This is a genomic window from Pseudomonas sp. FW305-3-2-15-E-TSA4, assembly GCF_058787295.1.
Genome location: NZ_JBYSZP010000001.1, coordinates 1 through 26,767, shown reverse-complemented (window position 1 = coordinate 26,767; position 26,767 = coordinate 1). Strand labels below are relative to the sequence as shown.

The window sequence follows — 26,767 nt, the reverse complement described above, 5'->3', positions numbered from 1 at the left end:
AAATTCTGCTTTCGGCTGGGGTCATCGAGCGACCGGGCCGGACAAGCGGCCCCCGACTGGTTATCATGGCGGCGTTTCTTTGCGGACTGCCACCATGGTTGATTCTTACGACGACTCCCTCGATACGGGAGAAAAAAGCAAATCTCAGGTCAAACGCGAGCTGCATGCTCTGGTTGACCTTGGCGAGCGCCTTACAACACTCAAGCCCGACTTGCAGGCAAAACTGCCATTGACCGACGCCTTGCGCCGGGCCTTGGCCGATGCGCCGAAGCACACCGCGAACATCGCGCGTAAACGGCACCTGCAGTTCATCGGCAAACTGATGCGCGATCAGGACACTGACGCGATTCTGGTCCTGCTCGATCAACTCGATGCCTCCACCCGTCAGTACAACGAGCGTTTCCACAACCTCGAACGCTGGCGTGACCGCCTGATCGCCGGTGACGATGCCGTGCTGGAGAAATTCGTCGTCGAATACCCCGACGCCGATCGCCAGCAACTGCGTTCCCTGATCCGTCAGGCTCAGCACGAGGTTGCGCAAAACAAACCTCCTGCTTCCAGCCGCAAGATCTTCAAGTACATCCGTGAGCTGGACGATACCCAACGCGGCCTGCGTTGATACTCGCCATCGGGTGGCCGCCCTGCGCGCCACCCGCAGCTCCACCTCTTTTTATGCGCCCGTGCCACCCACGGTAATCGCATCGATCTTCAGCGTCGGCTGACCGACACCCACCGGCACCGACTGCCCGTCCTTGCCGCACGTGCCCACACCGCTGTCCAGCGCCAGATCGTTACCGACCATCGACACCCGGCTCATCGCCTCGGGGCCGTTGCCGATCAACGTCGCGCCCTTGACCGGCGCGGTGATCTTGCCGTCCTCGATCAGGTACGCCTCACTGGTGGAGAACACGAACTTGCCGCTGGTGATGTCGACCTGACCGCCGCCAAGGTTGGCGCAGTAGATGCCCTTCTTCACCGACGCGATGATTTCCGCCGGATCACTCTCGCCTCCGAGCATGTAGGTGTTGGTCATGCGCGGCATGGGCAGATGCGCGTAGGACTCGCGCCGACCGTTGCCGGTACGGGCCACGCCCATCAGACGCGCATTGAGCTTGTCCTGCATGTAACCTTTGAGCACGCCGTTCTCGATCAGCGTGGTGCACTCGGTCGGGGTGCCTTCGTCGTCGACGCTCAGCGAGCCGCGACGACCGCTCAACGTGCCGTCATCGACAATGGTGCAGAGCTTGGAAGCGACCATTTCGCCCATGCGCCCGCTGTAGGCCGAACTGCCCTTGCGGTTGAAGTCGCCTTCCAGACCGTGACCGACCGCTTCGTGCAGCAGCACACCGGACCAGCCCGAACCGAGGACGACAGGCAAGGTGCCGGCCGGTGCCGGAATCGCTTCCAGATTCACCAGCGCCTGACGCAGTGCTTCACGGGCATAGCCCATGGCACGGTCTTCGGCGAGGAAATAACGGTAGTCGGTACGCCCGCCGCCGCCATGTCCGCCGCGCTCGCGACGGCCATTCTGCTCGACGATCACGCTGACGTTGAAACGTACCAGCGGACGCACATCAGCGGCCAGGCCACCGTCGGTGGACGCCACCAGAATCCGTTCCCAGACCCCGGCCATGCTCACGCTGACCTGCTGAATCCGTGGGTCGAGGGCGCGGGTAGCGACGTCGATGCGCTTGAGCAGCTCGACTTTCTCGGCGCGGCTCAACACTTCCAGCGGATTGTCCGGCGCATACAACTGCGCGACGTCCTGGGTGCTGAACGCCTGCACCGTGCCGTTCTGCCCGGCGCGGGAAATCGAGCGGGCGGCACGGGCCGCAGCGCCCAGGGCTTCGAGGGTGATCGCGTTGCTGTAGGCAAAACCGGTTTTCTCGCCGGACTGCGCACGCACGCCAACACCTTGGTCGAGGTTGAAGCTGCCTTCCTTGACGATACCGTCTTCCAGCGACCACGACTCAGAGATCTGGCCCTGGAAATACAGATCGGCAGCATCGATGCCCGGGCCGGCCAGATCGCCGAGCACACCTTGCAGGCTCTCGATGGTCACGCCGCCGGGCGCCAACAGGTGATCACTGACTGAGGACAACAACTCGCTCATAGGTTTACGCCTTAAATTCATGTTCTGAAGCAGGCCGCTGGGCGCCCTGCGAGAAAAACCGCCGATGACTCGTCACCGGCATTCGCGCCCTGATAGACGCTTGTTCATCACTGTCGCGTGCGGCCAACAATACCGCCTCGCCTTGATCCTGATGCGCCAGCACACGGCCCCACGGGTCGACAATCGCCGCATGACCGAAGGTTTCACGCGGTCCCGGGTGAGTCCCGCCCTGCGCTGCCGCCAATACATAACACTGCGTCTCGATGGCCCGGGCGCGAATCAGCACATCCCAATGCGCCGCACCGGTCACTGCGGTGAAGGCCGACGGGGCGGTAATCAACTCGGCACCGGCGGCGCGCAATTCGCTGTACAGCTCCGGAAAGCGCAGGTCGTAACACACGGTCAGGCCGACTCGGCCAACCGGCGTGTCTGCGACCACCACGCCACTGCCATAAGCATAGTCATCGGATTCGCGATACCGCCCGCGATTGTCCGCCACATCAACATCGAACAGGTGCAACTTGTCATACCGTGCCACGGTTTCACCCTGATCGTTGACCAGCAGCGAACAGGCATGCGACTTGGCGTCCGGTTGCCCAAGCGGCGGCAACGGCAAGGTGCCGGCCACTATCCATAACTTGAGGTCGCGGGCGGTCTGTTTCAACCATGGCAGGATCGGACCTTCGCCCAGCGCTTCGGCACGGCCGATGTCGGCGATGTCGCGACGGCCCATGGCGGCGAAGTTTTCCGGCAGCACCGCCAGCTTCGCGCCGCCGGCCGCGGCCTGTTCGAGCAGGCGTCGAGCCTGCGCCAGATTGGCCAGCACATCACTCTGGCTGACCATTTGAATCACCGCTAAAGACATGGCGCACTCCGTAACAGGTATGCGGCCATGCTACTCCATAGGCCCGGGATGTGGCTGTTCAAAAAGGCTTGTCGAAAGTGATTTTCGGCTCTTTCCACGGACCTTTGACGGTGTACTTGACGCTGGCGAAGCGTGCCACGCGGTCGCCGATCAGCTTGTCGATCAGAAACAGCGCCCCGCCGACCGCCGGTGCGCCGACAATCAACGCAGCAATCGGCAGGTTGTTGGTCACCGGCAAGGTCACCAGCAATTTCGCATCGACCTTATCGCCGACCAGATCCAGCGTACCGTCCAGCTCAAGGTTGCTCGAAGGACCGGTCAGACGAATCGGCTCGCGGGTGACATACACGCCGTTATTAGCCACCAACAGGCCCTTGACCCGATCGTAGCTCAAGCCTTTGCCAAACAAGTCGGAGAAGTCCAGACGCAGACGACGGCCGATGGAGTTGAAGTTGAGCAGACCGAACACCCGCAACGCCTGCGCGCCGCCCTCCACTTCAACGAACTGACCTTTATTGAGCGAGGCATCCAGCGTGCCGGAGAAGCGCTTGGTTGCCAGCCATGCCGGCGAGCCCGGCCAGCGGCCATCGACATCCATGTGGAACTCTTCACTGGTCACGCTCGGCGCAAAGCCCCAACCCTTGAGCACATCGGCAAGGTTCTTGCCGCTGATCCGGCCCTTGAACCAACTGTTGGTCGAACCCGGCGCCCCTTCCCAGCCGCCATTGCCCTGCAACAGGATGCCCTTGAGGCCCATGTCCATGTTGTTCAGGGCGATGCCTTTGGCCGTCGGGCGAACTTTCAGCGACCAGCCACCGACCAGATCCTGGCCCAGAAACAACTGATTGATGGTGATATCCAGCGCGGGAATCTTCGTCGGGTCGACCGAAACCAGCGGATCAGGCGAGTTCTCGTCAGCCTGCACCGTCGGATCCGGCGCCGGCAGGCGTACGTATTGCAGATTGACCGCGATCGGCGCGCCCTTGGCATCGGGCAGGCTGGCCGAACCCTTGGCCTGCTGGCTGTCGAGCGCCAGATTCCACGCCCATGGCTTGCGATTGACCTGTACAGCAGCCTGATCCAGCGTGGTGCCGAAGGCGGTGAGCTTGCCCACCTTGAAGTCGGCACTGTTGAGCAATTGTTTGGCACTGCCGCCCGGATCGTTGCCGGCGTATTTGCTGACCAGATCCTGCCACGGCGCGACGTCCAGCTCCGACAGCACCCCGCGAATGCGCAAGCCCTTGGCCTCCGGCAGTACGGCGTCGCCCGTACCGAGGAACAGCTCACCGCGACCCTCGGCGATATTGCTCGGCGGCGCGGCGAAGGTGAAGCTCGCCAGTTGATCGTAGTTGACCCAGTAACGCCGCTCCGCACCTTGCAACGTCATGCGGAACACCGTGTCACGACCCTGCTCGGCCGACATGCCGAACGGTGCCGGCAGATCCACTGCCACACCTTTCATGCTGGAGCTGACAGTGAGCTGACTGTCAGTGCCGTCAAGGTTGACCTGCAACTGATACGGAAGGGTCCCGGACACCGGCAACGGCTGAGTCACGCCCAGCCAGTCAGTGAGCTTCTTGACCTCGACCTGCCCGGAAGCCGCGACCCTAGTCTTGAGCTTGTTCGGGCTGCCATCAGCGAAAATCTGCGCGGTCACCGGCTTGTCGAAGGCCCTGGCGGCGATGTTCTGCCCGCTCAGCCCCTTGGCGCTGTCAAAACGGAAATCGCCCTTGAGCTGACTCAGTTCCAGCTTCGGCTCGGCCAGTTTCAGGCGCGCATTGGCGGTTTTGAAATCGACGAGGATCTTCGGCAGATCGCCCTTTTCCAGCGGAATGTCGAGTTTGACCTTGCCCTGCAAATCGCCCTCGCCTTCCCAGCCGGCAAAGGTTTCGCCGGTACCGATCGGCGCGGTCTGCAGAATCTTCAAGCCATCGCCCAGCCCGCCGACAAATCCGCCGTCGAGCAACAGATGGGTGGGCTGCCCGGCCGGCACATGGGGAATGTTGACGAAAACGTCGCTGACCTGGGTGTCGAGCAACTGGCCCTTGTCGGCCACGATGCGCACGCCGCTGTCCTCGATGAACACATCGCCGCTGACCTTGCTCACGTGCGGCCAGCCCGGCTGGAACGCCAGCTCGGCGTCATGCACCTTGAAGAACAGGCTGATGCTGCGATCCACGTCCTTGGCGTTTTTGCTCAGCGAACCCTGGTACTGGAAGAAGCCCTGATCCACGGCGCCCTTGAGGATCGCTGTACGCAGCCACTCGTCGAGGGCCGGGCTCAAGACTTCGGGCAGGTATTTGGCGGTGTAGCGACCATCGCCATCGACCAGCCCGACGCGCAGGTCCATGTAGTCTTCCTGGCTATGGTCGAAGTGCAGGCGGATCAGGAAGTCGCCGGCAATTTTGCCCTCTTCGCCCAGCACTTTCAGGTACGGCGCGATCAGGGTGAAACCTTCTTTATCGAGCTTCCAGGTCAGTCGGGCATTGGCCTGGATGTATTGCCATGGCTTGGCGAAGATCGGGTCGAGGTGCAGGACGAAATCCTTGCTGTCCAGGCGCAACTCGCCACCGTCGAGGTTGCCGCTGAGGCTGCCACTGACGTTTCGCGCCGCCGGGGCACCGTGATAGGCATCGAAACCGACATTATCGAGGTTGGCCGCAAAGCCGAATTTCGAGCCGTCGGTGGCATTGGGACGAAAATCCAGCAGCACGTTGCGCAGTCCACCCGTCACCTTCAGGTGGTCGACGACCGTAGCGACGTTTTCGGGCAACGGCCCCAGCGCATTGAGCAACGGCGTGATCGGTGTCAGGTCGAGGCGGTCGGCCTGCAAGTGCCACAACTCATCGGTTTTATCGGTGGCCACCGTCTGCTTGAGCTGCACATGGGATTCCCAGCGGGTCTCGCCGAAGTTCATCGCCAGCGAATCGAGAGTGACAATCGCGCCCTCGTCATCGCGCTGGTAATAGCCGTTGAGCGCCAGATTGCTGATCTTGATCGGCTTGCGCTCGGCATAAGCGCCGGTCACCTGTGGTGCGTTCAAACGGATGGCGGCGCTTTGCAGAGCGCCGTCGTTCCAGTTCACCCACAGCTCGCCGCCCGCTTTGATCTCGGAAAAATTCCACTGTTGAGTCACACGCTCAGGCAGCCACTTCGACCAGTCGCTTTGCGGCAGGCTGACATAACCTTCCACCGAACTGTTCGGCAATTGAGAGGGGCGAATCCGTGTACGCAGGCTCATCGCCACCGGTTGCCCATCGGGCAAGGTCAGACGAGCATCAAGACGCTGACGGCTGCTGCCGGTTTTCAGATTCAGTCCGACGTAGGTAAAGGTCATCGGCGCCTGATCCAGCGGCTGCACGGTCACCTGACTGTCGAGCACCGACAGTTGCTGAACCATCTGCGAACGTTGGAACAATTGCTCGGGATCCAGCGGCTGATCGTTCTGCACCGGCAGGCCTTCCAGCGCCCAAGTGCCGTCCTGCGCTTCCTTGACGCTGATCTTCAGGCCGTTCAATTCCAGGTGGGCGATGCGGACTTCGCGCGCCAGCAGACTGGCCCAGAGGTCAGGCACCACGCGCACCCGATCCAGACGCAAGGCATTGGCGCCGTCACCGACCATCACATCGTGGGCCAGCAGAATCGGGGCGAAGCCGCTCCAGTTGCCTTCCAGCTCGCCGATCTGCAACGGCATGCCGAGCGCAGCCGTGGCCTTGTCTTCGATATCGGTGCGGTATTCCGCCACCAGTGGCGTCAGTTCCCGACCGAGGCTGACGTACAACGCCATCAACACCAGAACCAACGCGCACAGGCCCAGCCCCCAGCGGGTCAGTGCGGCCAAAATGCGTGTCAGACGCTCCATGTCAGTTGGCTCCCATGGCAAAAAAACTACTGAAAGCTGAGGCCAGCCGTTGTGGATTAGTTGTGCTGCAGGGGTTCAGAGCAGCACCACGTCATATTGTTCCTGGGAATACATGGTTTCGACCTGAAAGCGTATGGTGCGACCGATGAACCCTTCAAGCTCGGCGACGTTACCGGACTCTTCATCGAGCAAACGGTCCACTACTTTCTGGTTCGCCAACACCCGATAACCCTCGGCCTGATAGGCCCGGGCTTCACGCAGAATCTCGCGGAAAATCTCGTAACAGATGGTTTCCGGGGTCTTCAGCTTGCCCCGGCCCTGGCAACTGCTGCACGGTTCGCACAGCACTTGCTCAAGGCTTTCACGGGTGCGCTTGCGGGTCATCTGCACCAGGCCCAACTCGGTGATGCCGATGATGTTGGTCTTGGCGTGATCACGCTCGAGCTGTTTTTCCAGGGTACGCAGCACCTGGCGCTGGTGCTCTTCATCTTCCATGTCGATGAAGTCGATGATGATGATCCCGCCCAGATTGCGCAGGCGCATCTGCCGGGCAATCGCGGTGGCGGCTTCGAGGTTGGTCTTGAAGATGGTTTCTTCGAGATTGCGATGGCCGACAAACGCGCCGGTGTTGACGTCGATGGTGGTCATGGCTTCCGCCGGATCGACCACCAGATAACCACCGGACTTGAGCGGCACTTTGCGCTCGAGGGCTTTCTGGATTTCGTCTTCGACGCCATACAGGTCGAAAATCGGCCGCTCGCCCGGATAGTGTTCCAGACGATCGGCGATTTCCGGCATCAGTTCGGCGACGAACTGCGTGGTTTTCTGGAAGGTTTCCCGAGAATCGATGCGGATTTTCTCGATCTTCGGGCTGACCAGATCGCGCAAGGTGCGCAGGGCCAGACCGAGGTCTTCGTAGATCACACTTGGCGCGCCGATGGTCTGGATCTGCGCATTGATCTGATCCCACAGGCGGCGCAGGTAGCGGATGTCCATGAGGATCTCATCGGCCCCGGCACCTTCGGCGGCGGTACGCAGAATGAAGCCACCGGCCTCCTTGATTCCTTCTTTGGCCACACAATCGCTGACCACCTGCTTGAGGCGCTCGCGCTCGGCTTCGTCTTCGATTTTCAGGGAAATGCCGACGTGGGCGGTGCGCGGCATGTACACCAGATAACGCGACGGAATCGACAGCTGCGTGGTCAGGCGCGCGCCCTTGGAACCGATCGGGTCCTTGGTCACCTGTACCACCAGGCTCTGACCTTCGTGTACCAGCGCGCTGATGCTTTCCACCGCCGGGCCTTCGCGAAGGGAGATTTCCGAGGCGTGGATGAATGCCGCACGATCCAGACCGATGTCGACGAATGCCGCCTGCATGCCCGGCAGCACCCGGACAATCTTGCCCTTATAGATGTTGCCGACGATCCCGCGTTTTTGCGTGCGCTCGACATGGACTTCTTGCAGCACACCGTTTTCGACCACCGCCACGCGCGATTCCATCGGCGTGATGTTGATCAGAATCTCTTCACTCATGGCAGGGTCTCGTTCAGGCATGTTCACGATAATGGCCGCATCTTGATTCGTACGACGCTCATTGCGCGTTCAGGTTTTGCCAACAGGGTATGCCGAAATGGCCCAACAGTTCTGCGGTTTCGCAAACCGGCAGCCCGACCACCGCCGAATAGCTGCCATTGAGCCCGGCGACAAACACCGCGCCGAGGCCCTGAATGCCATAACCGCCGGCCTTGTCCCGGGGTTCGCCACTGGCCCAGTAGGCCGCAGCCTCTTCGCGGCTGATCGGGCGGAACCGCACCAGACTGCGCACCACGCGCGACTCACAGCGCTCGCCTTCGAGCACGGCGATGGCGGTCAGCACTTCATGCTCCTTGCCGGACAACATCATCAGCATGGCGCATGCATCGGCTTCGTCCACCGGTTTGCCAAGAATTTTGCCGTCGAGCACCACCGCGGTATCTGCGCCCAGAACGCAAAATGCCGCTTCGGTCACCCGCGTGCGCCGACCGGCCTCGGCCTTGCCACGCGCCAGGCGTTCGACATAGGCCGAGGGCGATTCTTCGGGGATTGGGGTTTCATCGATGTCCGCACTGATGGCGGAGAACGGCACGCCGATCTGCGTGAGCAACTCACGCCGACGCGGCGAACCAGAGGCGAGGTAAAGCGGCTTCATCAAGACATCTCCCTTGTCGAGGTGCGGGCACATGCCTGACCGAATCAGTTGATTTTGTAGCGCCGGCGCAATCCACGCAAAGCGAAGCTGACCCAAGGCCAGAGCAAGGCACTGACCAGTGCCGGCAGTACCAGCGCCAGGGTTGGCTGACGGTTGCCGGTCAAGGCGCTGAGCCACAGTTGAACCAGTTGAGCGAGGCCGAAGATCACCAGGATCACCAGGCATTGCTGCCACATCGGGAACATCCGCAGACGCTGCTGCAACGACAGCACGAGGAAGGTGATCAGCGTCAGGATCAAGGCATTCTGGCCAAGCAGATCGCCCTGCAGCACGTCTTCGGCCAGCCCCAGGCAGAACGCGGTGACCATGCCGACCGTATGCGGCATGTACAACGCCCAGAAAGTCAGCAGCAAGGCCAGCCAGAGGGGACGCAGGATTTCCATGAACATCGGCAGCGGTGAAACGCTGAGCAGGATGCCGAAGACAAACGTCAGCCAGACAATCCAGCCGTTACGCGAAGCGGTAGCGCCGACCATTATTCTTGTCTCCCTGTGTTGCCCGGCGCAGTGGCGGGCGGTTTCGCCGCCGGACGCGCAGCAGGCTGGGAAGCTGGCGGCTTGCTTGCCGCCGCTGGCTTGGCCGCAGGTTTGGCCGGCGTGGTGCTGGCCGCAGCAGCGGGCGCTGGAGCGGTCGGCGCAGCTGGCGTTGCCGCCGCTGCCGGTGTGTTGACGACTTTCGGCACTGTGGCCGGAAGCATCGGGCCACCGCCCTGCGCATCGAGATTTTCCTGGGCCTGCGCCGCATCGTTGGCGCGCTCTTCGGCGGTGCGGTTGTCACTGAACACCAGCAGCAGATAACGGCTGCGGTTCAACGCAGCGGTTGGCACCGCGCGGACAATCGCGAACGGCTGGCCGGAATCGTGGATGACTTCCTTGACCGTCGCCACCGGATAACCGGCCGGGAAACGCTGACCCAGGCCGGAGCTGACCAGCAGATCGCCTTCCTTGATGTCGGCGGTATCGGCGACATGGCGCAGTTCCAGGCGTTCCGGGTTACCGGTGCCGCTGGCAATCGCCCGCAGACCGTTACGGTTCACCTGCACAGGAATGCTGTGAGTGGTGTCGGTCAGCAGCAGCACCCGGGAGGTGTAAGGCATCAACTCGACCACCTGGCCCATCAGACCGCGTGCATCGAGCACCGGTTGACCGAGCACCACGCCATCGCGCTCACCTTTATTGATTATGATGCGATGGGTGAAGGGATTGGGGTCCATGCCGATCAACTCGGCCACTTCGACCTTTTCGTTGACCAGCGCGGAGGAATTGAGCAACTCGCGCAGCCGCACGTTCTGCTCGGTAAGGGCGGCGAGCTTCTGCATGCGCCCCTGCAACAGCAGGTTCTCGGTCTTGAGTTTTTCGTTTTCGGCGACCAGCTCGGTGCGGCTGCCGAACTGACTGGCGATCCCTTCCCACAGCCGTCCGGGCAGGTCGGTGATCCAGTAGGCGTCCATCAACACCAGCGACGCTTGTTTGCGCGCGGGTTTGAGCAGGTCGAAGCGGGCATCGACCACCATCAGCGCGACCGATAGCACGGCCAGCACCAACAGGCGCACACCCAACGAAGGGCCTTTGGCGAAAAGCGGTTTAATAAGCCGCTCCTCCCAGGCAAATGTTCTGTTTATTCATACGGCATCAAACCGGCCTGGATGAAGACTGACAGAAGATAAACGCCAACAGGCAGCACTGCAAAGTGCTGCCTGTGCGCTCACCCACGTATTGCAAACCGGCGCTTATTCGCTGGAGAGCAGGTCCATGGTGTGCTTGTCCATCATTTCCAATGCACGGCCACCGCCGCGAGCAACGCAGGTCAGCGGGTCTTCGGCAACAATCACCGGCAGACCGGTTTCCTGGGCCAGCAACTTGTCGAGGTCACGCAGCAGCGCGCCACCACCGGTCAGCACCAGGCCGCGCTCGGCGATGTCGGAAGCCAGTTCCGGCGGCGATTGCTCCAGCGCGCTTTTCACCGCCTGAACGATAGTGGCCAGGGACTCTTGCAGAGCTTCCAGCACTTCGTTGGAGTTCAGGGTGAATGCACGTGGAACGCCTTCGGCCAGGTTGCGACCGCGAACGTCGACTTCGCGAACTTCGCCGCCCGGGTAGGCCGTACCGATTTCCTGCTTGATGCGCTCGGCAGTCGATTCACCGATCAGGCTGCCGTAGTTGCGGCGCACGTAGGTGATGATCGCTTCGTCGAAGCGGTCGCCGCCCACGCGGACGGATTCGGCGTAGACCACACCGTTCAGGGAGATCAGCGCGATTTCAGTGGTGCCACCACCGATATCGACGACCATCGAACCGCGTGCTTCTTCAACCGGCAGGCCGGCACCGATCGCAGCAGCCATCGGCTCTTCGATCAGGAACACTTCACGGGCACCGGCACCGAGGGCCGATTCACGGATGGCACGACGCTCAACCTGGGTGGATTTGCATGGAACGCAGATCAGCACACGAGGGCTGGGCTGCAGAAAGCTGTTTTCGTGAACCTTGTTGATAAAGTATTGCAGCATCTTTTCGCAGACGCTGAAGTCGGCGATCACGCCGTCCTTCATCGGACGAATGGCAGCAATGTTGCCCGGCGTACGGCCGAGCATGCGCTTGGCTTCGGTGCCGACAGCAACGACACTTTTCTGGTTACCGTGTGTCCGAATGGCCACAACCGATGGCTCATTCAGGACGATACCGCGCTCGCGCACGTAAATAAGGGTGTTGGCAGTGCCCAGGTCAATGGAAAGATCGCTGGAAAACATGCCACGCAGTTTCTTGAACATGGGAAAGGGACCCTAGGCAACGCGTGGGTAAAAAAGTGCGGCAAACTCTAACAACGACAGGGATTTTGGGCAAGGCGCCAATATGTTAAATTGGCCGCTTTTCTGTGCACCAAGCCCCACAATCGCGGCCTTATGACCGTAGAAGTGCGGTAGTGTTCCGACAATCTAACACACGGACGCCGTCCGTTCTGTTTTCCACTGGAGAATCCCGATGGCGCTAGAACGCTCCGACGTGGAAAAAATCGCACATCTGGCCTGCCTTGGCCTGAATGATGCCGATCTTCCGCACATTACTTCCGCCCTCAACAGCATTCTCGGGCTGGTCGACGAAATGCAGGCCGTCGATACCGACGGTATCGAGCCTTTGGCCCACCCGCTGGAAGCCAGTCAGCGCCTGCGCGCCGACGTCGTGACCGAGACCAATCACCGCGAGGCCTATCAGTCCATCGCACCAGCGGTCGAAAACGGCCTGTATCTGGTTCCGAAAGTCATCGACTAAAGGGAAAGAGCCTGCAATGCATCAAATGACTCTGGCCGAGATCGCCCGCGGTCTCGCCGATAAAAAGTTTTCCTCCGAAGAGCTGACCAAAGTCCTGCTGGCGCGTATTACCCAGCTCGATCCGCAGCTCAACAGTTTCATCAGCCTCACCGAAGAGCTGGCACTCGAGCAGGCGAAAGCCGCCGATGCACGCCGGGCCAGCGGTGAGAGCGGCGCCCTGCTCGGTGCGCCGATCGCCCACAAGGACCTGTTCTGCACTCAAGGCATCCGCACCAGCTGCGGTTCGAAGATGCTCGACAACTTCAAGGCCCCGTACGACGCCACCGTGGTCGCGAAACTGGCCGCTGCCGGCGCCGTGACCCTGGGCAAGACCAACATGGACGAATTCGCCATGGGTTCGGCCAACGAGTCGAGCTGGTACGGCGCGGTGAAAAACCCGTGGAACCTGGAACACGTGCCGGGCGGTTCGTCCGGTGGTTCGGCGGCGGCGGTTGCCGCTCGTCTGTTGCCGGCGGCCACGGCCACCGATACCGGTGGTTCGATCCGTCAGCCCGCTGCATTCACCAACCTCACCGGCCTGAAACCGACGTACGGTCGTGTTTCGCGCTGGGGCATGATCGCTTACGCCTCCAGCCTCGACCAAGGTGGCCCGTTGGCGCGTACGGCCGAAGACTGCGCGATTTTGTTGCAAGGTATGGCCGGGTTCGACCAGAACGACTCCACCAGCATCGATGAGCCGGTTCCGGATTACTCCGCCAGCCTCAACACTTCGCTGCAGGGCCTGCGCATCGGCGTGCCGAAGGAATACTTCAGCGCCGGTCTCGACCCGCGCATCGCCGAACTGATCCAGAACAGCATCAAAGAGCTGCAGAAGCTCGGTGCCGTGATCAAGGAAATCAGCCTGCCGAACATGCAGCACGCGATTCCTGCGTACTACGTGATCGCGCCAGCCGAGGCCTCCTCGAACCTGTCGCGTTTCGACGGCGTGCGCTTCGGCCATCGCTGCGAGAACCCGGAAAACCTGATCGACCTGTACAAACGCTCCCGTGGCGAAGGATTCGGGCCGGAAGTGCAGCGCCGGATCATGGTCGGCGCCTACGCGCTGTCCGCCGGTTACTACGACGCCTACTACCTGAAAGCGCAGAAGATCCGTCGTCTGGTGAAGAACGACTTCATGGCGGCCTTTAATGAAGTCGACATCATCCTCGGCCCAACCACGCCGAACCCGGCCTGGAAACTCGGCGCGAAGGGCAGCGATCCGGTCGCTGCCTATCTGGAAGACGTCTACACCATCACCGCCAACCTCGCGGGCCTGCCGGGCCTGTCGATGCCGGCCGGTTTTGTCGACGGTCTGCCGGTGGGCGTGCAGTTGCTTGCGCCGTATTTCCAGGAAGGTCGCCTGTTGAACGTTGCCCATCAGTATCAGTTGAACACTGACTGGCACACCCGCACCCCAACCGGCTTCTGAGGAGACACACATGCAATGGGAAGTCGTGATCGGGCTGGAGATTCACACTCAGCTCACTACCCGGTCGAAAATCTTTTCCGGTAGTTCCACCCAGTTCGGCTCCGAGCCGAACACCCAGGCCAGCCTGATCGACCTGGGCATGCCCGGCGTATTGCCGGTGCTGAACCAGGAAGCGGTGCGCATGGCGGTGATGTTCGGTCTGGCGATTGACGCCGAGATCGGTCAGCACAACGTGTTCGCCCGCAAAAACTACTTCTACCCGGACCTGCCGAAGGGCTACCAGATCAGCCAGATGGAATTGCCGATCGTCGGCAAGGGCCACCTGGACATCGCGCTGGAAGACGGCACCGTCAAACGTGTCGGCATCACCCGCGCGCATCTGGAAGAAGACGCCGGCAAGAGTCTGCACGAAGAATTCAACGGTGCCACCGGCATTGACCTGAACCGTGCGGGCACGCCGCTGCTGGAAATCGTTTCCGAGCCGGACATGCGCAGCGCCAAGGAAGCCGTGGCGTACGTCAAGGCGATCCATGCGCTGGTGCGTTACCTGGGCATCTGTGACGGCAACATGGCCGAAGGTTCGCTGCGTTGCGACTGCAACGTCTCGGTACGCCCGAAAGGCCAGGTCGAGTTCGGTACCCGCTGCGAGATCAAGAACGTCAACTCGTTCCGCTTCATCGAGAAGGCCATCAACTCCGAGATCCAGCGGCAGATCGAGCTGATCGAAGACGGCGGCAAAGTGATCCAGCAGACCCGTCTGTACGATCCGAACAAGGACGAGACCCGTCCGATGCGCTCCAAAGAGGAAGCCAACGACTATCGTTACTTCCCCGACCCGGACCTGCTGCCGGTGGTCATCGAAGAGTCGTTCCTCGGCGAGGTGCGCGCCACCCTGCCGGAACTGCCACCGCAAAAACGCGAGCGCTTCCAGAGCCAGTTCGGTCTGTCGGCCTACGACGCCAACGTGCTGGCCACCAGCCGTGAGCAAGCGGACTACTTCGAGAAGGTCGCAGCCATCGGCGGCGACGCCAAACTGGCGGCGAACTGGGTGATGGTCGAGTTGGGCAGCCTGCTCAACAAGCAAGGCCTGGACATCGACGAGTCGCCGGTTTCCGCTGAACTGTTGGGCGGCATGCTGCAGCGCATCAAGGACAACACCATCTCCGGCAAGATCGCCAAAGTGGTGTTCGAAGCGATGGCCAACGGCGAAGGCACGGCGGACGAGATCATCGACAAGCGCGGTCTCAAGCAAGTGACCGACAGCGGCGCGATCTCCGCGGTGCTGGACGAAATGCTCGCGGCCAACGCCGAGCAGGTCGAACAATACCGTGCGGCAGACGAAGCCAAGCGCGGCAAGATGTTCGGTTTCTTCGTCGGTCAGGCCATGAAGGCTTCGAAAGGCAAAGCCAACCCGCAGCAAGTGAACGAACTGCTGAAAAGCAAGCTCGAAGGCTGATGCAAATGGGGCCAGACCTGAAGCCTGGCTCCATCCCCTGTGGGAACAATCCATGGCTGAAGGGGTTTTGTGGTGAGGGGATTTATCCCCTCACCACAGAAGCTGATCTTCACATTGGGTTGTTTCCACATTTGTTTTGTGGAGCCTTTGAATGAAACGTCTGCTCGGCGCCTGCGCCCTGCTCTCCTTGCTCGCCGGTTGCGCCAGCAACGACATCATCGACCCGCACGGGTACGACCAGACCGGCGTCGCCTCCTATTACGGTGCCAAGCACCACGGTAAACGCACCGCCAGTGGCGAGCCGTTCAACCAGCATTCCCTGACCGCCGCCCACCGCCAATTGCCATTCGGCACCCGGGTGAAGGTCACCAACCTGAAAAACGACAAATCCTGCGTTGTGCGCATCAACGATCGTGGCCCGCACACCCGTGGCCGCTTGATCGATGTCTCGCGTGAAGCCGCCGAACGCCTCGGCATGCTCGGTAGCGGCACCGCACGGGTGCGCATACAGGCCCTCGACGACTGATGGAGCGCTGACCATTTTTGCTCTAGCCGACCTACCACTGATCAAGGTGATCGAGCTGCTCAGCGGCCTGATCCTGCTGATCCTCGGCGCCGAACTGATGGTACGCGCCGCCGTGCGTCTGGCCGCGCGCCTGCATGTGCGGCCGCTGATCATCGGCCTGACCATCGTCGCCCTCGGCAGCAGCGCCCCGCAGATGGCGGTCAGCCTGCAAGCAACCCTGACGCACAACCCCGACATCGCCGTCGGCAGCGTGATCGGCAGCAGCATCTTCAACATCCTCGTGACCCTTGGTCTGTCGGCGCTGATCATTCCGTTGCGGGTCTCGCGGCAACTGGTGCGCCTGGATATTCCACTGATGATCGGCGCCAGCCTGCTGGTGTTCGTCCTCGCTTGGAATGAACAGATCGGCCGCTTCGACGGCGTGCTGTTGCTCGCGGCATTGACGTTGTATCTGGGCCTGTTGCTGCGCCAGTCGCGGCACTCGGCGCGCCCGCATTCGGAATCGCCACAACCTCCGCAGGTGCCGTGGTTCAGCAGTCTGCTGATGATCGTTGTCGGCCTGGCGCTGTTGGTGTTCGCCGGGCATTTGCTGCTCGGCGCAGCGGTGGCGGTGGCGACCGATCTGGGCTTCTCCGAACGGGTGATCGGTCTGACGGTGGTTGCGGTCGGCACCTCGCTGCCGGAACTCGCCACCTCGCTGATCGCCGCATTGCGCGGACAACGCGATATCGCCGTGGGCAACGTGATTGGCGCCAACCTGTTCAACCTGCTCGGGGTGCTCGGGGTCACTGCGTTGATTGCGCCGACGCCGTTGTCGGTCTCGCCGAACGCGCTGGATTTCGACTTGCCGGTGATGCTCGGCGTCGCCGCGCTGTGCCTGCCGGTGTTCTATTCCGGCTACCGCGTGACCCGCGCCGAAGGTTTGTTGTTGCTCGGTTTGTACGCGGCTTACGGGCTGCACGTGGTGTCGTTCACCACCGGCATGCCGCTGGCCGGCAAACTGGAAAAACTGATGCTGTTCTACGTGCTGCCGACGCTGCTGGCGTTTCTGTTGTTCACGTCCGTACGCGCCTGGCGCCGCCAACACCACAAGAGGGATGTGCCATGACCGATTCGCAGAAAACCGGGGTTGAGATCCGCCGTCAGGTAATGGGCGATGCGTTCGTTGATCGCGCGCTGGGCAACGCCACCGAATTCACTCAGCCGTTGCAGGATTTCGTCAATGAACACGCCTGGGGCGGCGTGTGGAATCGCGAAGGTCTGCCGCTGAAAACCCGCAGCCTGATTACCCTTGCAGCGCTGACCGCATTGAAGTGCCCGCAGGAATTGAAGGGCCACGTGCGCGGTGCGCTGAACAACGGCTGCACGGTCGAAGAGATTCGCGAGGCGCTGCTGCATTGCGCGGTGTACGCCGGGGTGCCGGCGGCGATTGATGCGTTTCGTGCGGCGCAGGAAGTGATCGATACCTATCAGAAACCTGAATGATCGAACTGACGCCTTCGCGAGCAAGCCCGCTCCCACATTGGGAATGCATTTCCCTGTGAGAGCGAGCCTGCTCGCGAAGAGGCCCTGTCAGCCACTGAAGATCTGTCAGTCAGATCCACCCACCCCACTGCAACAGAAAGATCCCGATATTGGTGGTCACCGCCGCCATCAGCGTGGTCAGCACAATGATCGCCGCTGCCAGCTCATGATTGCCCTGCGCCGCCCGGGCCATGACGAAACTGGCCGCCGCCGTCGGGCTGCCGAAGTACAGAAACAGAATCCCCAGCTCTGCGCCACGAAAGCCCCACAACCACGCCCCCAGCGTCGCCAGCACCGGCAGGCCGATCATCTTCACCAGACTCGAACTCAGCGCCATGCTGCCGCTCTTGCGCAGCGCCGCCAGTGACAGCGTGCCACCAATGCAGATCAGCGCCAGCGGCAAAGTGGTTTGCGCCAGATACTGGCCGGAGGTTTCCAGCCAGCCCGGCAGGCTGATCTGGAAATAGGCGAACGGCGCGGCGGCAATCACGCTGATGATCAGCGGGTTGCTGAACACGCTTTTGCAAATGCTCCACGGATCGGACTTGATCACCGGGCTGTACACCGCGAGCACGATGGTCGACAGGGTGTTGTAAAACAGGATCACCAGCGCCGCGAGAATCGCCCCGAGGGAAATCCCGTAGTCGCCGTACATGCTCGCCGCCAGCGCCAGACCGATCACCCCGTTGTTGCCGCGAAACGCACCCTGGGTGTAGATACCGCGATCCTCACGCGGGCACTTGATGATCGCCCAGCCCCAGGCCAGGGCAAAACTCACCAGCGTCGCAACCGCAAAATAGATCAGCAGCGCCGGTTGCAGCGCGGCATGCAGGTCCGCATGCAGAATCCCGAGAAACAGCAGCGCCGGCATGCTGACGTTGAACACCAGCGCCGAGGCGGTGTGGATGAAGTTGTCGTTGATCCAGTCGATGCGCTTGAGCAACACCCCGAGGAACAGCATGGCGAACACCGGCGCGGTGATGTTCAGGGTTTCGAGGAAGATTGCCAGCATGCCGGGGGGAGCCTTTGGGTGAGCGTCGTCAGGGCTTAATGATAAGCCACCCGGTCCTTTGGCGTCTGTTGGATCGCTTTCGCGAGCAGGCTCGCTCCCACAGGGGAATGCATTTCAAATGTGGGAGCGAGCCTGCTCGCGAAGAACGATGACGCGGTATCAGGTAATCGGCGCCGGATTGAACAACGTAATGTCGTTATGCAGCTTGTGCTTCTCCGCCCAGGTCTGCTGCTTGCCGCTCGCCACATCCAGGTAGTAGTGGAACAACTCCCAGCCCAATTCCTCGATGGTCGCGCGCCCGGTGGCAATCCGACCGGCATCGATGTCGATCAGGTCCGGCCAGCGCTGCGCCAGCTCGGTGCGGGTCGAAACCTTGACCACCGGCGCCATCGCCAAACCATACGGCGTACCCCGTCCGGTGGTGAACACATGCAGGTTCATCCCCGCTGCCAACTGCAAGGTGCCGCAGACAAAATCGCTCGCCGGCGTGGCGCAGAAAATCAAACCCTTCTGCTTGAAACGCTCGCCCGGGCCGAGCACGCCATTGATCGCGCTGCTGCCGGATTTGACGATCGAGCCCAGCGACTTCTCGACAATGTTCGACAACCCGCCCTTCTTGTTGCCCGGCGTGGTGTTGGCACTGCGATCCGCTTCACCTTTGGCCAGATAACGGTCGTACCAATCCATCTCGCGCACCAGTTCCTGCGCCACGGTCTTGGTTTCGGCACGGGAAGTCAGCAGATAAATCGCATCGCGTACTTCGGTGACTTCGGAGAACATCACCGTCGCCCCGGCGCGCAGCAGCAAGTCCGAGGCATAACCCAGCGCCGGGTTGGCGGTGATGCCGGAGAACGCATCGCTGCCGCCGCACTGCATGCCGAGGATCAGCTCGGAGGCCGGCACGGTTTCGCGGCGGCGCTGGTTGAGCTTCTTCAACCGGACTTCAGCCAGCGCCATGATCTGCTCGATCATCTCGGTGAAACCGTGACTGGAATCCTGCAGGCGATACAGCCATGGCTCGCTCAGATCGACCGAAGCATCGTCCTCGTGCATTACCTGCCCGGCCTGCAATTTCTCGCAACCCAGACTGATCACCAGCGCTTCGCCACCCAGGTTCGGGTTGCGCGCCAGATTGCGCACGGTGCGGATCGGGATGTAGGCGTCGGTGGCGGTGATCGCCACGCCGCAGCCGTAGCTGTGGGTCAGCGCCACCACATCATCGACGTGCGGATACTTCGGCAGCAACTCGTCCTTGATGCGTTTCACCGCGTGATCGAGCACACCAGTCACGCACTGCACCGTGGTGGTGATCCCGAGAATATTGCGCGTGCCGACGGTGCCGTCGGCGTTGCGATAACCCTCGAACGTGAAGCCTTCCAGCGGTGCCTGCGCGGTCGGCACTTCGGTGGACAGCGGCAGGCTGTCCAGCGGCGGCGCGGTGGGCATGCGCAGTTGATCTTCCTTGACCCAGCTGCCGCGTGGAATCGGCTGCAACGCGTAGCCGATGGTCTGGCCGTAGCGAATCACCTGGCCGCCCTCGGGAATGTCCTCGAGGGTGACCTTGTGGCTCTGCGGCACAAAATCCACGGTCACCAGACCGTCCGGGAACTCGGTGCCGGCCGGTACGCCCTGGTCGTTGACCACAATCACTACGTTGTCCCGCTCGTGCAGGCGGATGTAGCGCGGCGAGTCGGAATGTTCAATCAACTGCATGACGCCGCTCCTCAGGAATGCGCTTGAGACAATTTGCCGGTGATTTCAGAACCACCGTTGGTTGGCGGCTCTTTGAGCACCACACGTTTGATCGGACCGACGATCACCAGGTAGCTGAACACCGCGACCAGTGCGTTGGCACCGACGAACACCAGCGCCCATTTGAACGAACCGGTGGAGCTGATGATGTAGCCAATCACGATCGGCGTGGTAATCGAGGCGATATTGCCAAAGGTGTTGAACAGGCCACCGCTCAGACCCGCGATCTGTTTTGGCGAAGTGTCGGACACCACTGCCCAGCCCAACGCGCCCACGCCTTTGCCGAAGAATGCCAAGGCCATGAAGCCGACCACCATCCATTCAACATCGACATAGTTGCAAGCGACGATGCTGCTCGACACCAGCAATCCGGCGATGATCGGTGCCTTGCGGGCGAAGGTCAGCGAATGCCCTTTGCGCAGCAAGTAATCGGAAATCACCCCGCCAAGCACACCACCGATGAAACCGCAGATCGCCGGCAACGAGGCGATAAAACCGGCCTTGAGGATGGTCATGCCACGCTCCTGCACCAGGTACACCGGGAACCAGGTCAGGAAGAAATAGGTGATGCCGTTGATGCAGTACTGACCCAGATATACACCGAGCATCATGCGGTTGGTCAGCAACTGACGGATGTAATCCCACTTCGGACCGTCGGATTTTTTGCCTTGCTTGACGTCCATGTCGACCATGCCGCCGTTGTCGGCGATGAACTGCACTTCGGCTTCGTTGGCCATCGGGTGTTGACGCGGGCTGTGGATAACCTTGAGCCAGACCAGCGAGAAGATGATACCGAGGATGCCCATGACGATGAACACGTGCTCCCAGCCGAAGCGATACACGATCCAGCCCATCAGCGGTGCAAACAGCACGGTGGCGAAATATTGCGCCGAGTTGAAGATCGCCGAGGCGGTACCGCGTTCTGCAGTCGGGAACCAGGCCGCGACAATCCGCGCGTTACCGGGAAAGGATGGCGCCTCGGCCAGGCCCACCAGAAAGCGCAGCATGAACAGCGCAACGATCGCCGTGGACATGCCGAATTCACCGACAAAGCCTTGCAGCACGGTGAACAGCGACCAGGTGAAAATGCTCAGGGCATAGACTTTTTTCGAGCCGAAGCGATCGAGCAGCCAGCCACCGGGAATCTGCCCAGCGACGTAGGCCCAGCCGAAAGCAGAGAAGATGTAGCCGAGGGTGACCGCGTCGATGCCGAGGTCTTTTTGCAGGCTGGAACCGGCGATGGCGATGGTCGCGCGGTCGGCGTAGTTGATCGTGGTCACCAGAAACAGCATGAGCAGGATCAAATAGCGGACGTGAGTCGGCTTGGACGATTGCATGTAGATGTACTCCCACTGATTATTTTTATGCGCGGGTGAATCTTCTTTGGTGTTGCTTTTGTGGGAGCTGGCTTGCCAGCGATGGCATCACCGCGGTACGAGGACATATCGCGTCGTCCGCATCGCTGGCAAGCCAGCTCCCACAGGTATTGCGTGTATCAGGAACCGATGTAGGCGGTTTTCACCACGGTGTAGAACTCTTGCGCATAGCGCCCTTGCTCACGTGAGCCATAGGATGAACCCTTACGGCCACCGAACGGAACGTGGTAATCGACACCGGCGGTCGGCAGGTTGACCATCACCATCCCGGCCTGCGAATGACGCTTGAAGTGGTTGGCGTACTTCAGCGACGTGGTGGCGATACCAGCCGACAGACCGAACTCGGTGTCGTTGGCCATCGCCAGCGCCGCCTCGTAATCGGCCACGCGAACGACGTTGGCCACCGGGCCGAAGATCTCTTCACGGCTGATGCGCATCGACGCTTCGCTGTCGGCAAACAGCGTTGGCGCGAGGAAGTAGCCTTCAGTGTCGCAAGTCACCAGACCACCGCCGCTGACCAGACGTGCACCTTCGGACTGGCCGATGTCGATGTACTTCATGTCCTGTTCAAGCTGCGCCTGGGAAACCACCGGACCGATGTCGGTGCCGGATTTCAGCGCGTGGCCGACCTTGATCGACTGCATGCGCTCGGCCATCGCTTCGACGAATTTGTCGTGAATCCCGGCGGTGACGATCAGGCGGCTCGACGCCGTGCAACGCTGGCCGGTGGAGTAGAACGCGCTCTGCACCGAGAGCTCGACCGCTTGTTTGAGGTCGGCGTCGTCGAGAATGATCTGCGGGTTCTTGCCGCCCATTTCCAGTTGCACCTTGGCCTGGCGCGACACGCAATTAACAGCGATCTGCCGACCCACGCCCACCGAACCGGTGAAGCTGATGCCATCGACTTTCGGGCTGTTGACCAGTGCTTCGCCGACCACCCGACCGCTGCCCATCACCAGGTTGAACACACCAGCCGGGAAGCCTGCGCGGGAGATGATTTCCGCCAGCGCCCAGGCACAACCCGGCACCAGATCCGCCGGTTTCAGCACCACGCAGTTGCCGTAGGCCAGCGCCGGAGCAATCTTCCATGCCGGGATGGCAATCGGGAAGTTCCACGGGGTGATCAGGCCGACCACGCCAAGGGCCTCGCGGGTCACTTCGACATTGACGCCCGGGCGCACCGACGGCACGTAGTCGCCGGACAGACGCAGGCATTCACCGGCGAAAAACTTGAAGATGTTGCCGGCGCGGGTCACTTCGCCGATGGCTTCGGGCAGGGTCTTGCCCTCTTCCCGGGCCAGCAGGGTGCCGAGTTCTTCGCGACGGGCGAGGATTTCCGTGCCGACTTTATCCAGAGCATCGTGACGGGCCTGAATGCCCGAAGTCGACCACGCCGGGAACGCGGCGCGGGCCGCATCGATGGCGGCGTGAACCTGAGTCAGGTCAGCCTTGGCGTAATCGCCGATGGTATCGCTCAACTCGGACGGGTTGATGTTCGCCGAGTAGTCGGCACCGGCGACCCATTCACCGTTGATGTAGTTGTCGTAACGCTTGGAATCAGCCACAGAAAATTCTCCTCTCTACGCAAAAGCCGCTGATTGCTCAGCGGCCTTGTGGGTCGGTGTTTATTGCGCGCCTTGCTTGTCGATCAGCGCAGCGAGCATTTCGTACTCTTCGCCGGTCAGGTCGGTCAGCGGCGCCCGCACCGGGCCTGCGTCATAGCCGGCGATCTTGGCGCCTGCCTTGACGATGCTCACGGCATAACCGGCCTTGCGGTTGCGGATGTCGAGGTACGGCAGGAAGAAGTCGTCGATGATCTTGCCGACGGTGGCGTGATCTTCGCGAGCAATGGCGTGGTAGAAATCCATCGCGGTTTTCGGGATGAAGTTGAACACCGCCGAGGAGTAAACCGGCACGCCCAAAGCCTTGTAGGCAGCGGCGTAGACTTCGGCGGTCGGCAAGCCACCGAGGTAGCTGAAGCGATCACCGAGGCGGCGACGGATCGACACCATCAACTCGATATCGCCCAGACCGTCCTTGTAGCCGATCAGGTTCGGGCAGCGCTCGGCCAGACGTTCCAGCAGTGGCGCGGTCAGGCGGCAGACGTTGCGGTTGTAGACCACCACGCCGATGTTCACCGATTTGCACACCGCTTCAACGTGGGCGGCAACGCCGTCCTGGCTGGCTTCGGTCAGGTAGTGCGGCAGCAGCAACAGGCCTTTGGCGCCCAGACGCTCGGCTTCCTGTGCGTACTCGATGGCTTGGCGGGTCGAGCCGCCGACACCGGCCAGAATCGGCACGCTGGTGGCGCAGGTATCGACCGCGGTCTTGATGATTTCCGAGTATTCGCTGGCTGCCAGGGAGAAGAACTCACCGGTGCCGCCGGCGGCGAACAGTGCCGACGCGCCGTACGGGGCCAGCCATTCCAGACGTTTGATGTAGCCAGCGCGGTTGAAATCGCCCTGGGCATTGAAATCGGTGACCGGGAACGACAGCAGACCGGCGGAGAGGATGGACTTCAGTTCTTGTGGATTCATTTTTCGAACACCCTGGGTAGCAACATTTTTTGTGAGTTTTATGGTTCAGCCAGTGCTGAAGTTGTAGGTCATCGTACAACTTAAAAGATAACCGTCAACTGCATTTCATCGTCGCCTCACACTTTTTGTCGGACAAGATTCGTTCTTGACGTAGGAAAAATCTGGGCTAGGCTCGTTTTTACTGTATATCCATACAGATAAAAATAAATCACCGACGACATATCAAGGAGCTAGAAATGTCCGGACTGCATGCAAAACCTCAGGAACGACCCAAGCCGGTCATTGCCCGTTTCGATGATCTTTTCACGGAAAACGGCATCCACTTCAACGCTGACAATCCGCATCTGCTGCTGCACATCGCCGACGCCCACAGCGATGTCGAACCGGCCACCGCCCTCCCCGGCAAAACGTTGAATATTCGGCCGCCACTGCGCTTCGAAGGCGCTGAACACACGTCCATCGGCGATAACACCCTGCTGCGCTTCAACGAAAACGCCGAGCCGGTTCGCGCGCAAAACGTGCCCTTGCACCTGCCCAATGGTCTCGCGCTGACCTACGGCCAGGTGGTGGCGCTGGCTGGAGATTTCTACGGCGTGGTCGATCGACCGATCAACGAAGGCGCGACCCCGGCTGATCGCCTGAACCGTTTCAATGCCGCCTTCGACTCTCTCGCCGTGCTGCCGGCCTCCCGCGCTGAGGCCACGCAGATTCTCGCGGTCATGCAAAAAGAGATCGACGCGGTTAAGCAGGCGATCAAGGACGGCAAAGCACCGCACGAAGCCTACGACGCGCTCGGAGATACGTTGTCCGAAGAGTGGAACAAGATCACCGGTGGCGGCAGTTTTGTCTCCGCGCTGTTCCCGCTCGGACGTTATCTGAAACTGGCGGCGAACAACGCCGACCACTTCGGCGAATGGGCCAGACTGGCCTACATCGCCGGCCACACCGCCGCCCTGCAAACTGCCGTCGCGGCCCGCGCCAGTCACGATGAGCAGCAACTGAAACGGGCCTATGCGATGAACGCGTTTGCCGACCACTTCCTCACCGACCTGTTCTCTGCCGGCCATCTGCGGGTACCGCGCAAAGAGATGGCGGCGGTGGTCACGCCGAGCGATCTCGGCTCGCTGGTGACCCGTTTCATGCACGACGAGGACAGCAAATTCGGCCTCAAAGTGCGCAACGCCCATGGCGATCAATGGCGCGCCTACGGCGACAAACGCTACTTCGAGGCCAGCGATGCGGACAACCGCACCCAGGTCAACCTGGCGGTGCAGGCCTCAGCGGATGAAGTCTTCGCCGCTTACCTCAGCGGCAACGTGCCCGCCCCTTCGACGTTTGCCGCGCTGCAACGGCTGCCGGATCTGACGGCAGTGCTGAATCTTTCGAATAACTTCTCGCCGCTGTTCCGCGTCGAGGGCGGCAAGGTGCTGCGGCGCAAAGATGTGAACAACCTCAACGACACCGCCACCATCGATGACTGGTGGGGCTGGAGCACCTACCTGCTGCTCAAGGACTACCACCCGACGGGCAACGTCAACTAAGGAGAATGGGCATGACGATCAAATTGAAACTGGAACTGGCGTCGGGGCAGCCGCTTAAAGGCGCGCCGCTGGAGTTGCTGGCCGATGGCAAGCCGATTGCGCGGGGTATTGTGGATCAATCAGGCGAGGTGGCGTTTGCTGCCAAGCCGGGTAAAGCGAAACTGGCGGTGAGGGTGGATCGCTCGATATTGCCGCGCTGAATTCACGGGCCCCTTCGCGAGCAAGCCCGCTCCCACAATGGATCTCGGCTGAACTCAAAATCCGGGCTTACCGAAAATCCAGGGTGGGAGCGGGCTTGCTCGCGAAAGCGGTAGATCAGTCAACATATGAATCAAACCTGCAAACTCATCCCCGCTGCGCCTGCGCCTCTTCATGGGCCTGGCGCAGTCTTTCGCGGCTGTTGGTCAAATGCAGGCGCATGGCCGCTCGCGCCGCATCGGAATCCTGGCGGGCAATTGCGTCATAAATCTCTTCGTGCTCGCGGCTCAGGCGGTTCATGTAGTGCTGCTGATCATCATGGGCCAGGCGCGCCGAATTCAGCCGCGTACGCGGAATGATGCTGGTACCCAGGTGGGTCATGATGTCGGTGAAGTAGCGGTTGCCGGTGGACAGGGCGATTTCCAGGTGGAAGGCGAAGTCCGAGGCCACCGCATCGCTGGCGTGGGCGACGCTGTCGTTCAGCGCATCGAGGGCGGCGCGCATGGTCGCCAGTTGTTCGGGACTGCGGCGTTGCGCGGCGAGGCCGGCGGACTCCACTTCCAGGCTGATGCGCAATTCGAGAATCGCCAGCACGTCACGCAGGGTGACGACCGTGGCCGGGTCGATGCGAAAACCGCTGGGGCTCGGCGTGTCGAGCACGAAGGTGCCGATGCCGTGGCGGGTTTCCACCTGGCCGGCGGCCTGCAAACGGGAGATCGCCTCGCGCACCACGGTGCGGCTGACGCCGTGCTCCTGCATGATCGCCGACTCGGTGGGCAATTTGTCGCCGCGCTTGAGCAGACCGTCGCGGATCTGCTCGGTCAGCACCGTCACCAGCTCCTGAGCCAGGCTGCGGCGCTTGCGTGGGAGGCGTGGAGTGTCGATCGGGTTTTCCATGGTCAACGTCTGGTCTCGAAAATTCGGCTTGGTGGGCATCATAGCGCAGGCGGGTTGTACGATCACATCCCGCCTCACAATACCCCATGTGGGAGCGGGCTTGCTCGCGAAGGCGGTGTGTCAGGC

At 61.4% G+C, this 26,767-nt stretch carries 23 protein-coding genes; 9 read left to right on the top strand and 14 right to left on the bottom strand.

The annotated features are described in order from the left end of the window. Positions 1 to 94: 94 nt before the first annotated feature. The gene (yjgA, locus tag AC3WMV_RS00115; RefSeq protein ID WP_003221672.1) at positions 95 to 619 is read left to right on the top strand and encodes a ribosome biogenesis factor YjgA; all 525 of its coding nucleotides are present in this window, start codon (positions 95 to 97) and stop codon (positions 617 to 619) included. A 51-nt stretch (positions 620 to 670) separates the two neighbouring features. On the opposite strand, the gene tldD is transcribed toward yjgA, so the two are convergent. The 8 genes from tldD to mreB all read right to left on the bottom strand — a co-directional run bounded on the left by tldD (position 671) and on the right by mreB (position 11,855). Then, positions 671 to 2,113, bottom strand: a complete 1,443-nt coding sequence (tldD, locus tag AC3WMV_RS00110) for a metalloprotease TldD (protein ID WP_007961588.1) — start codon at positions 2,111 to 2,113, stop codon at positions 671 to 673. 4 nt (positions 2,114 to 2,117) lie between these two features. Further along, complete coding sequence (locus tag AC3WMV_RS00105) at positions 2,118 to 2,978, bottom strand: carbon-nitrogen hydrolase family protein (protein ID WP_096795350.1); 861 nt, start codon at positions 2,976 to 2,978, stop codon at positions 2,118 to 2,120. Between the two features lie 58 nt (positions 2,979 to 3,036). Beyond that, on the bottom strand, positions 3,037 to 6,840 hold the full coding sequence (locus AC3WMV_RS00100; RefSeq protein ID WP_103369622.1) for a YhdP family protein: 3,804 nt from the start codon (positions 6,838 to 6,840) through the stop codon (positions 3,037 to 3,039). A 75-nt stretch (positions 6,841 to 6,915) separates the two neighbouring features. Further along, positions 6,916 to 8,373: a ribonuclease G gene (gene rng / locus AC3WMV_RS00095; protein WP_007961585.1), complete on the bottom strand. Its 1,458-nt coding sequence runs from the start codon at positions 8,371 to 8,373 to the stop codon at positions 6,916 to 6,918. A 58-nt stretch (positions 8,374 to 8,431) separates the two neighbouring features. Continuing rightward, positions 8,432 to 9,028 (bottom strand): Maf family protein, encoded by a 597-nt coding sequence (locus AC3WMV_RS00090; protein WP_103369621.1) that lies wholly within the window; start codon positions 9,026 to 9,028, stop codon positions 8,432 to 8,434. A gap of 44 nt (positions 9,029 to 9,072) precedes the next feature. After that, positions 9,073 to 9,564, bottom strand: a complete 492-nt coding sequence (gene mreD / locus AC3WMV_RS00085; protein ID WP_096795347.1) for a rod shape-determining protein MreD — start codon at positions 9,562 to 9,564, stop codon at positions 9,073 to 9,075. Further along, positions 9,564 to 10,676 (bottom strand): rod shape-determining protein MreC, encoded by a 1,113-nt coding sequence (gene mreC / locus AC3WMV_RS00080; protein ID WP_103369620.1) that lies wholly within the window; start codon positions 10,674 to 10,676, stop codon positions 9,564 to 9,566. Before mreC ends, mreD begins: the two co-directional genes overlap by 1 nt. Positions 10,677 to 10,817: 141 nt before the next feature. Next, positions 10,818 to 11,855, bottom strand: a complete 1,038-nt coding sequence (gene mreB, locus AC3WMV_RS00075) for a rod shape-determining protein MreB (RefSeq protein WP_002555108.1) — start codon at positions 11,853 to 11,855, stop codon at positions 10,818 to 10,820. Between the two features lie 211 nt (positions 11,856 to 12,066). Here mreB and gatC point away from each other — a divergent pair, with 211 nt between their 5' ends. The 6 genes from gatC to AC3WMV_RS00045 all read left to right on the top strand — a co-directional run bounded on the left by gatC (position 12,067) and on the right by AC3WMV_RS00045 (position 17,289). Further along, positions 12,067 to 12,354 (top strand): Asp-tRNA(Asn)/Glu-tRNA(Gln) amidotransferase subunit GatC, encoded by a 288-nt coding sequence (gene gatC, locus AC3WMV_RS00070; protein ID WP_003221657.1) that lies wholly within the window; start codon positions 12,067 to 12,069, stop codon positions 12,352 to 12,354. Between the two features lie 16 nt (positions 12,355 to 12,370). Beyond that, positions 12,371 to 13,822: an Asp-tRNA(Asn)/Glu-tRNA(Gln) amidotransferase subunit GatA gene (gene gatA, locus AC3WMV_RS00065; protein ID WP_103369619.1), complete on the top strand. Its 1,452-nt coding sequence runs from the start codon at positions 12,371 to 12,373 to the stop codon at positions 13,820 to 13,822. Between the two features lie 10 nt (positions 13,823 to 13,832). Beyond that, positions 13,833 to 15,278 carry an Asp-tRNA(Asn)/Glu-tRNA(Gln) amidotransferase subunit GatB gene (gene gatB / locus AC3WMV_RS00060; RefSeq protein WP_007961565.1) on the top strand — a complete coding sequence of 482 codons (1,446 nt, stop codon included), beginning with the start codon at positions 13,833 to 13,835 and terminating at the stop codon, positions 15,276 to 15,278. Between the two features lie 151 nt (positions 15,279 to 15,429). Next, positions 15,430 to 15,804 carry a septal ring lytic transglycosylase RlpA family protein gene (locus AC3WMV_RS00055; RefSeq protein ID WP_007966094.1) on the top strand — a complete coding sequence of 125 codons (375 nt, stop codon included), beginning with the start codon at positions 15,430 to 15,432 and terminating at the stop codon, positions 15,802 to 15,804. A 46-nt stretch (positions 15,805 to 15,850) separates the two neighbouring features. After that, positions 15,851 to 16,912 carry a calcium/sodium antiporter gene (locus tag AC3WMV_RS00050; RefSeq protein ID WP_103369618.1) on the top strand — a complete coding sequence of 354 codons (1,062 nt, stop codon included), beginning with the start codon at positions 15,851 to 15,853 and terminating at the stop codon, positions 16,910 to 16,912. Beyond that, a complete protein-coding gene (locus tag AC3WMV_RS00045; RefSeq protein WP_027610831.1) occupies positions 16,909 to 17,289 on the top strand; it encodes a carboxymuconolactone decarboxylase family protein in 381 nt (126 codons plus the stop codon). The genes AC3WMV_RS00050 and AC3WMV_RS00045 overlap by 4 nt, the downstream gene beginning before the upstream one ends. A gap of 109 nt (positions 17,290 to 17,398) precedes the next feature. Here AC3WMV_RS00045 and AC3WMV_RS00040 read toward each other — a convergent pair whose 3' ends face one another. The 5 genes from AC3WMV_RS00040 to kdgD all read right to left on the bottom strand — a co-directional run bounded on the left by AC3WMV_RS00040 (position 17,399) and on the right by kdgD (position 24,005). Further along, on the bottom strand, positions 17,399 to 18,340 hold the full coding sequence (locus tag AC3WMV_RS00040; RefSeq protein WP_041072811.1) for an AEC family transporter: 942 nt from the start codon (positions 18,338 to 18,340) through the stop codon (positions 17,399 to 17,401). A 159-nt stretch (positions 18,341 to 18,499) separates the two neighbouring features. Further along, positions 18,500 to 20,053, bottom strand: a complete 1,554-nt coding sequence (garD, locus tag AC3WMV_RS00035) for a galactarate dehydratase (protein ID WP_103369617.1) — start codon at positions 20,051 to 20,053, stop codon at positions 18,500 to 18,502. An 11-nt stretch (positions 20,054 to 20,064) separates the two neighbouring features. Further along, entirely contained in the window at positions 20,065 to 21,429 is a 1,365-nt protein-coding gene (locus AC3WMV_RS00030) for an MFS transporter (protein WP_096795341.1), read from the bottom strand. A gap of 158 nt (positions 21,430 to 21,587) precedes the next feature. Beyond that, the gene (locus AC3WMV_RS00025) at positions 21,588 to 23,033 is read right to left on the bottom strand and encodes an aldehyde dehydrogenase family protein (protein WP_096795340.1); all 1,446 of its coding nucleotides are present in this window, start codon (positions 23,031 to 23,033) and stop codon (positions 21,588 to 21,590) included. Positions 23,034 to 23,093: 60 nt separating this feature from the next. Further along, the gene (gene kdgD / locus AC3WMV_RS00020; protein WP_007981458.1) at positions 23,094 to 24,005 is read right to left on the bottom strand and encodes a 5-dehydro-4-deoxyglucarate dehydratase; all 912 of its coding nucleotides are present in this window, start codon (positions 24,003 to 24,005) and stop codon (positions 23,094 to 23,096) included. A gap of 236 nt (positions 24,006 to 24,241) precedes the next feature. Here kdgD and AC3WMV_RS00015 point away from each other — a divergent pair, with 236 nt between their 5' ends. Both AC3WMV_RS00015 and AC3WMV_RS00010 read left to right on the top strand, forming a co-directional pair. After that, complete coding sequence (locus AC3WMV_RS00015) at positions 24,242 to 25,546, top strand: phospholipase (protein WP_103369616.1); 1,305 nt, start codon at positions 24,242 to 24,244, stop codon at positions 25,544 to 25,546. 11 nt (positions 25,547 to 25,557) lie between these two features. Continuing rightward, positions 25,558 to 25,746 (top strand): hypothetical protein, encoded by a 189-nt coding sequence (locus AC3WMV_RS00010; RefSeq protein WP_103369615.1) that lies wholly within the window; start codon positions 25,558 to 25,560, stop codon positions 25,744 to 25,746. A gap of 145 nt (positions 25,747 to 25,891) precedes the next feature. On the opposite strand, the gene AC3WMV_RS00005 is transcribed toward AC3WMV_RS00010, so the two are convergent. Then, entirely contained in the window at positions 25,892 to 26,641 is a 750-nt protein-coding gene (locus tag AC3WMV_RS00005) for a FadR/GntR family transcriptional regulator (protein ID WP_178085273.1), read from the bottom strand. Positions 26,642 to 26,767: the final 126 nt, after the last annotated feature.

Bases quoted from the DNA above. Each gene is read 5' to 3' on its own strand.
- yjgA (WP_003221672.1), top strand. From the start codon at position 95: ATGGTTGATTCTTACGACGACTCCCTCGATACGGGAGAAAAAAGCAAA.
- tldD (WP_007961588.1), bottom strand. From the start codon at position 2,113: ATGAGCGAGTTGTTGTCCTCAGTCAGTGATCACCTGTTGGCGCCCGGC.
- AC3WMV_RS00105 (WP_096795350.1), bottom strand. From the start codon at position 2,978: ATGTCTTTAGCGGTGATTCAAATGGTCAGCCAGAGTGATGTGCTGGCC.
- AC3WMV_RS00100 (WP_103369622.1), bottom strand. From the start codon at position 6,840: ATGGAGCGTCTGACACGCATTTTGGCCGCACTGACCCGCTGGGGGCTG.
- rng (WP_007961585.1), bottom strand. From the start codon at position 8,373: ATGAGTGAAGAGATTCTGATCAACATCACGCCGATGGAATCGCGCGTG.
- AC3WMV_RS00090 (WP_103369621.1), bottom strand. From the start codon at position 9,028: ATGAAGCCGCTTTACCTCGCCTCTGGTTCGCCGCGTCGGCGTGAGTTG.
- mreD (WP_096795347.1), bottom strand. From the start codon at position 9,564: ATGGTCGGCGCTACCGCTTCGCGTAACGGCTGGATTGTCTGGCTGACG.
- mreB (WP_002555108.1), bottom strand. From the start codon at position 11,855: ATGTTCAAGAAACTGCGTGGCATGTTTTCCAGCGATCTTTCCATTGAC.
- gatC (WP_003221657.1), top strand. From the start codon at position 12,067: ATGGCGCTAGAACGCTCCGACGTGGAAAAAATCGCACATCTGGCCTGC.
- gatA (WP_103369619.1), top strand. From the start codon at position 12,371: ATGCATCAAATGACTCTGGCCGAGATCGCCCGCGGTCTCGCCGATAAA.
- gatB (WP_007961565.1), top strand. From the start codon at position 13,833: ATGCAATGGGAAGTCGTGATCGGGCTGGAGATTCACACTCAGCTCACT.
- AC3WMV_RS00055 (WP_007966094.1), top strand. From the start codon at position 15,430: ATGAAACGTCTGCTCGGCGCCTGCGCCCTGCTCTCCTTGCTCGCCGGT.
- AC3WMV_RS00045 (WP_027610831.1), top strand. From the start codon at position 16,909: ATGACCGATTCGCAGAAAACCGGGGTTGAGATCCGCCGTCAGGTAATG.
- AC3WMV_RS00040 (WP_041072811.1), bottom strand. From the start codon at position 18,340: ATGCTGGCAATCTTCCTCGAAACCCTGAACATCACCGCGCCGGTGTTC.
- garD (WP_103369617.1), bottom strand. From the start codon at position 20,053: ATGCAGTTGATTGAACATTCCGACTCGCCGCGCTACATCCGCCTGCAC.
- AC3WMV_RS00030 (WP_096795341.1), bottom strand. From the start codon at position 21,429: ATGCAATCGTCCAAGCCGACTCACGTCCGCTATTTGATCCTGCTCATG.
- kdgD (WP_007981458.1), bottom strand. From the start codon at position 24,005: ATGAATCCACAAGAACTGAAGTCCATCCTCTCCGCCGGTCTGCTGTCG.
- AC3WMV_RS00015 (WP_103369616.1), top strand. From the start codon at position 24,242: ATGTCCGGACTGCATGCAAAACCTCAGGAACGACCCAAGCCGGTCATT.
- AC3WMV_RS00010 (WP_103369615.1), top strand. From the start codon at position 25,558: ATGACGATCAAATTGAAACTGGAACTGGCGTCGGGGCAGCCGCTTAAA.
- AC3WMV_RS00005 (WP_178085273.1), bottom strand. From the start codon at position 26,641: ATGGAAAACCCGATCGACACTCCACGCCTCCCACGCAAGCGCCGCAGC.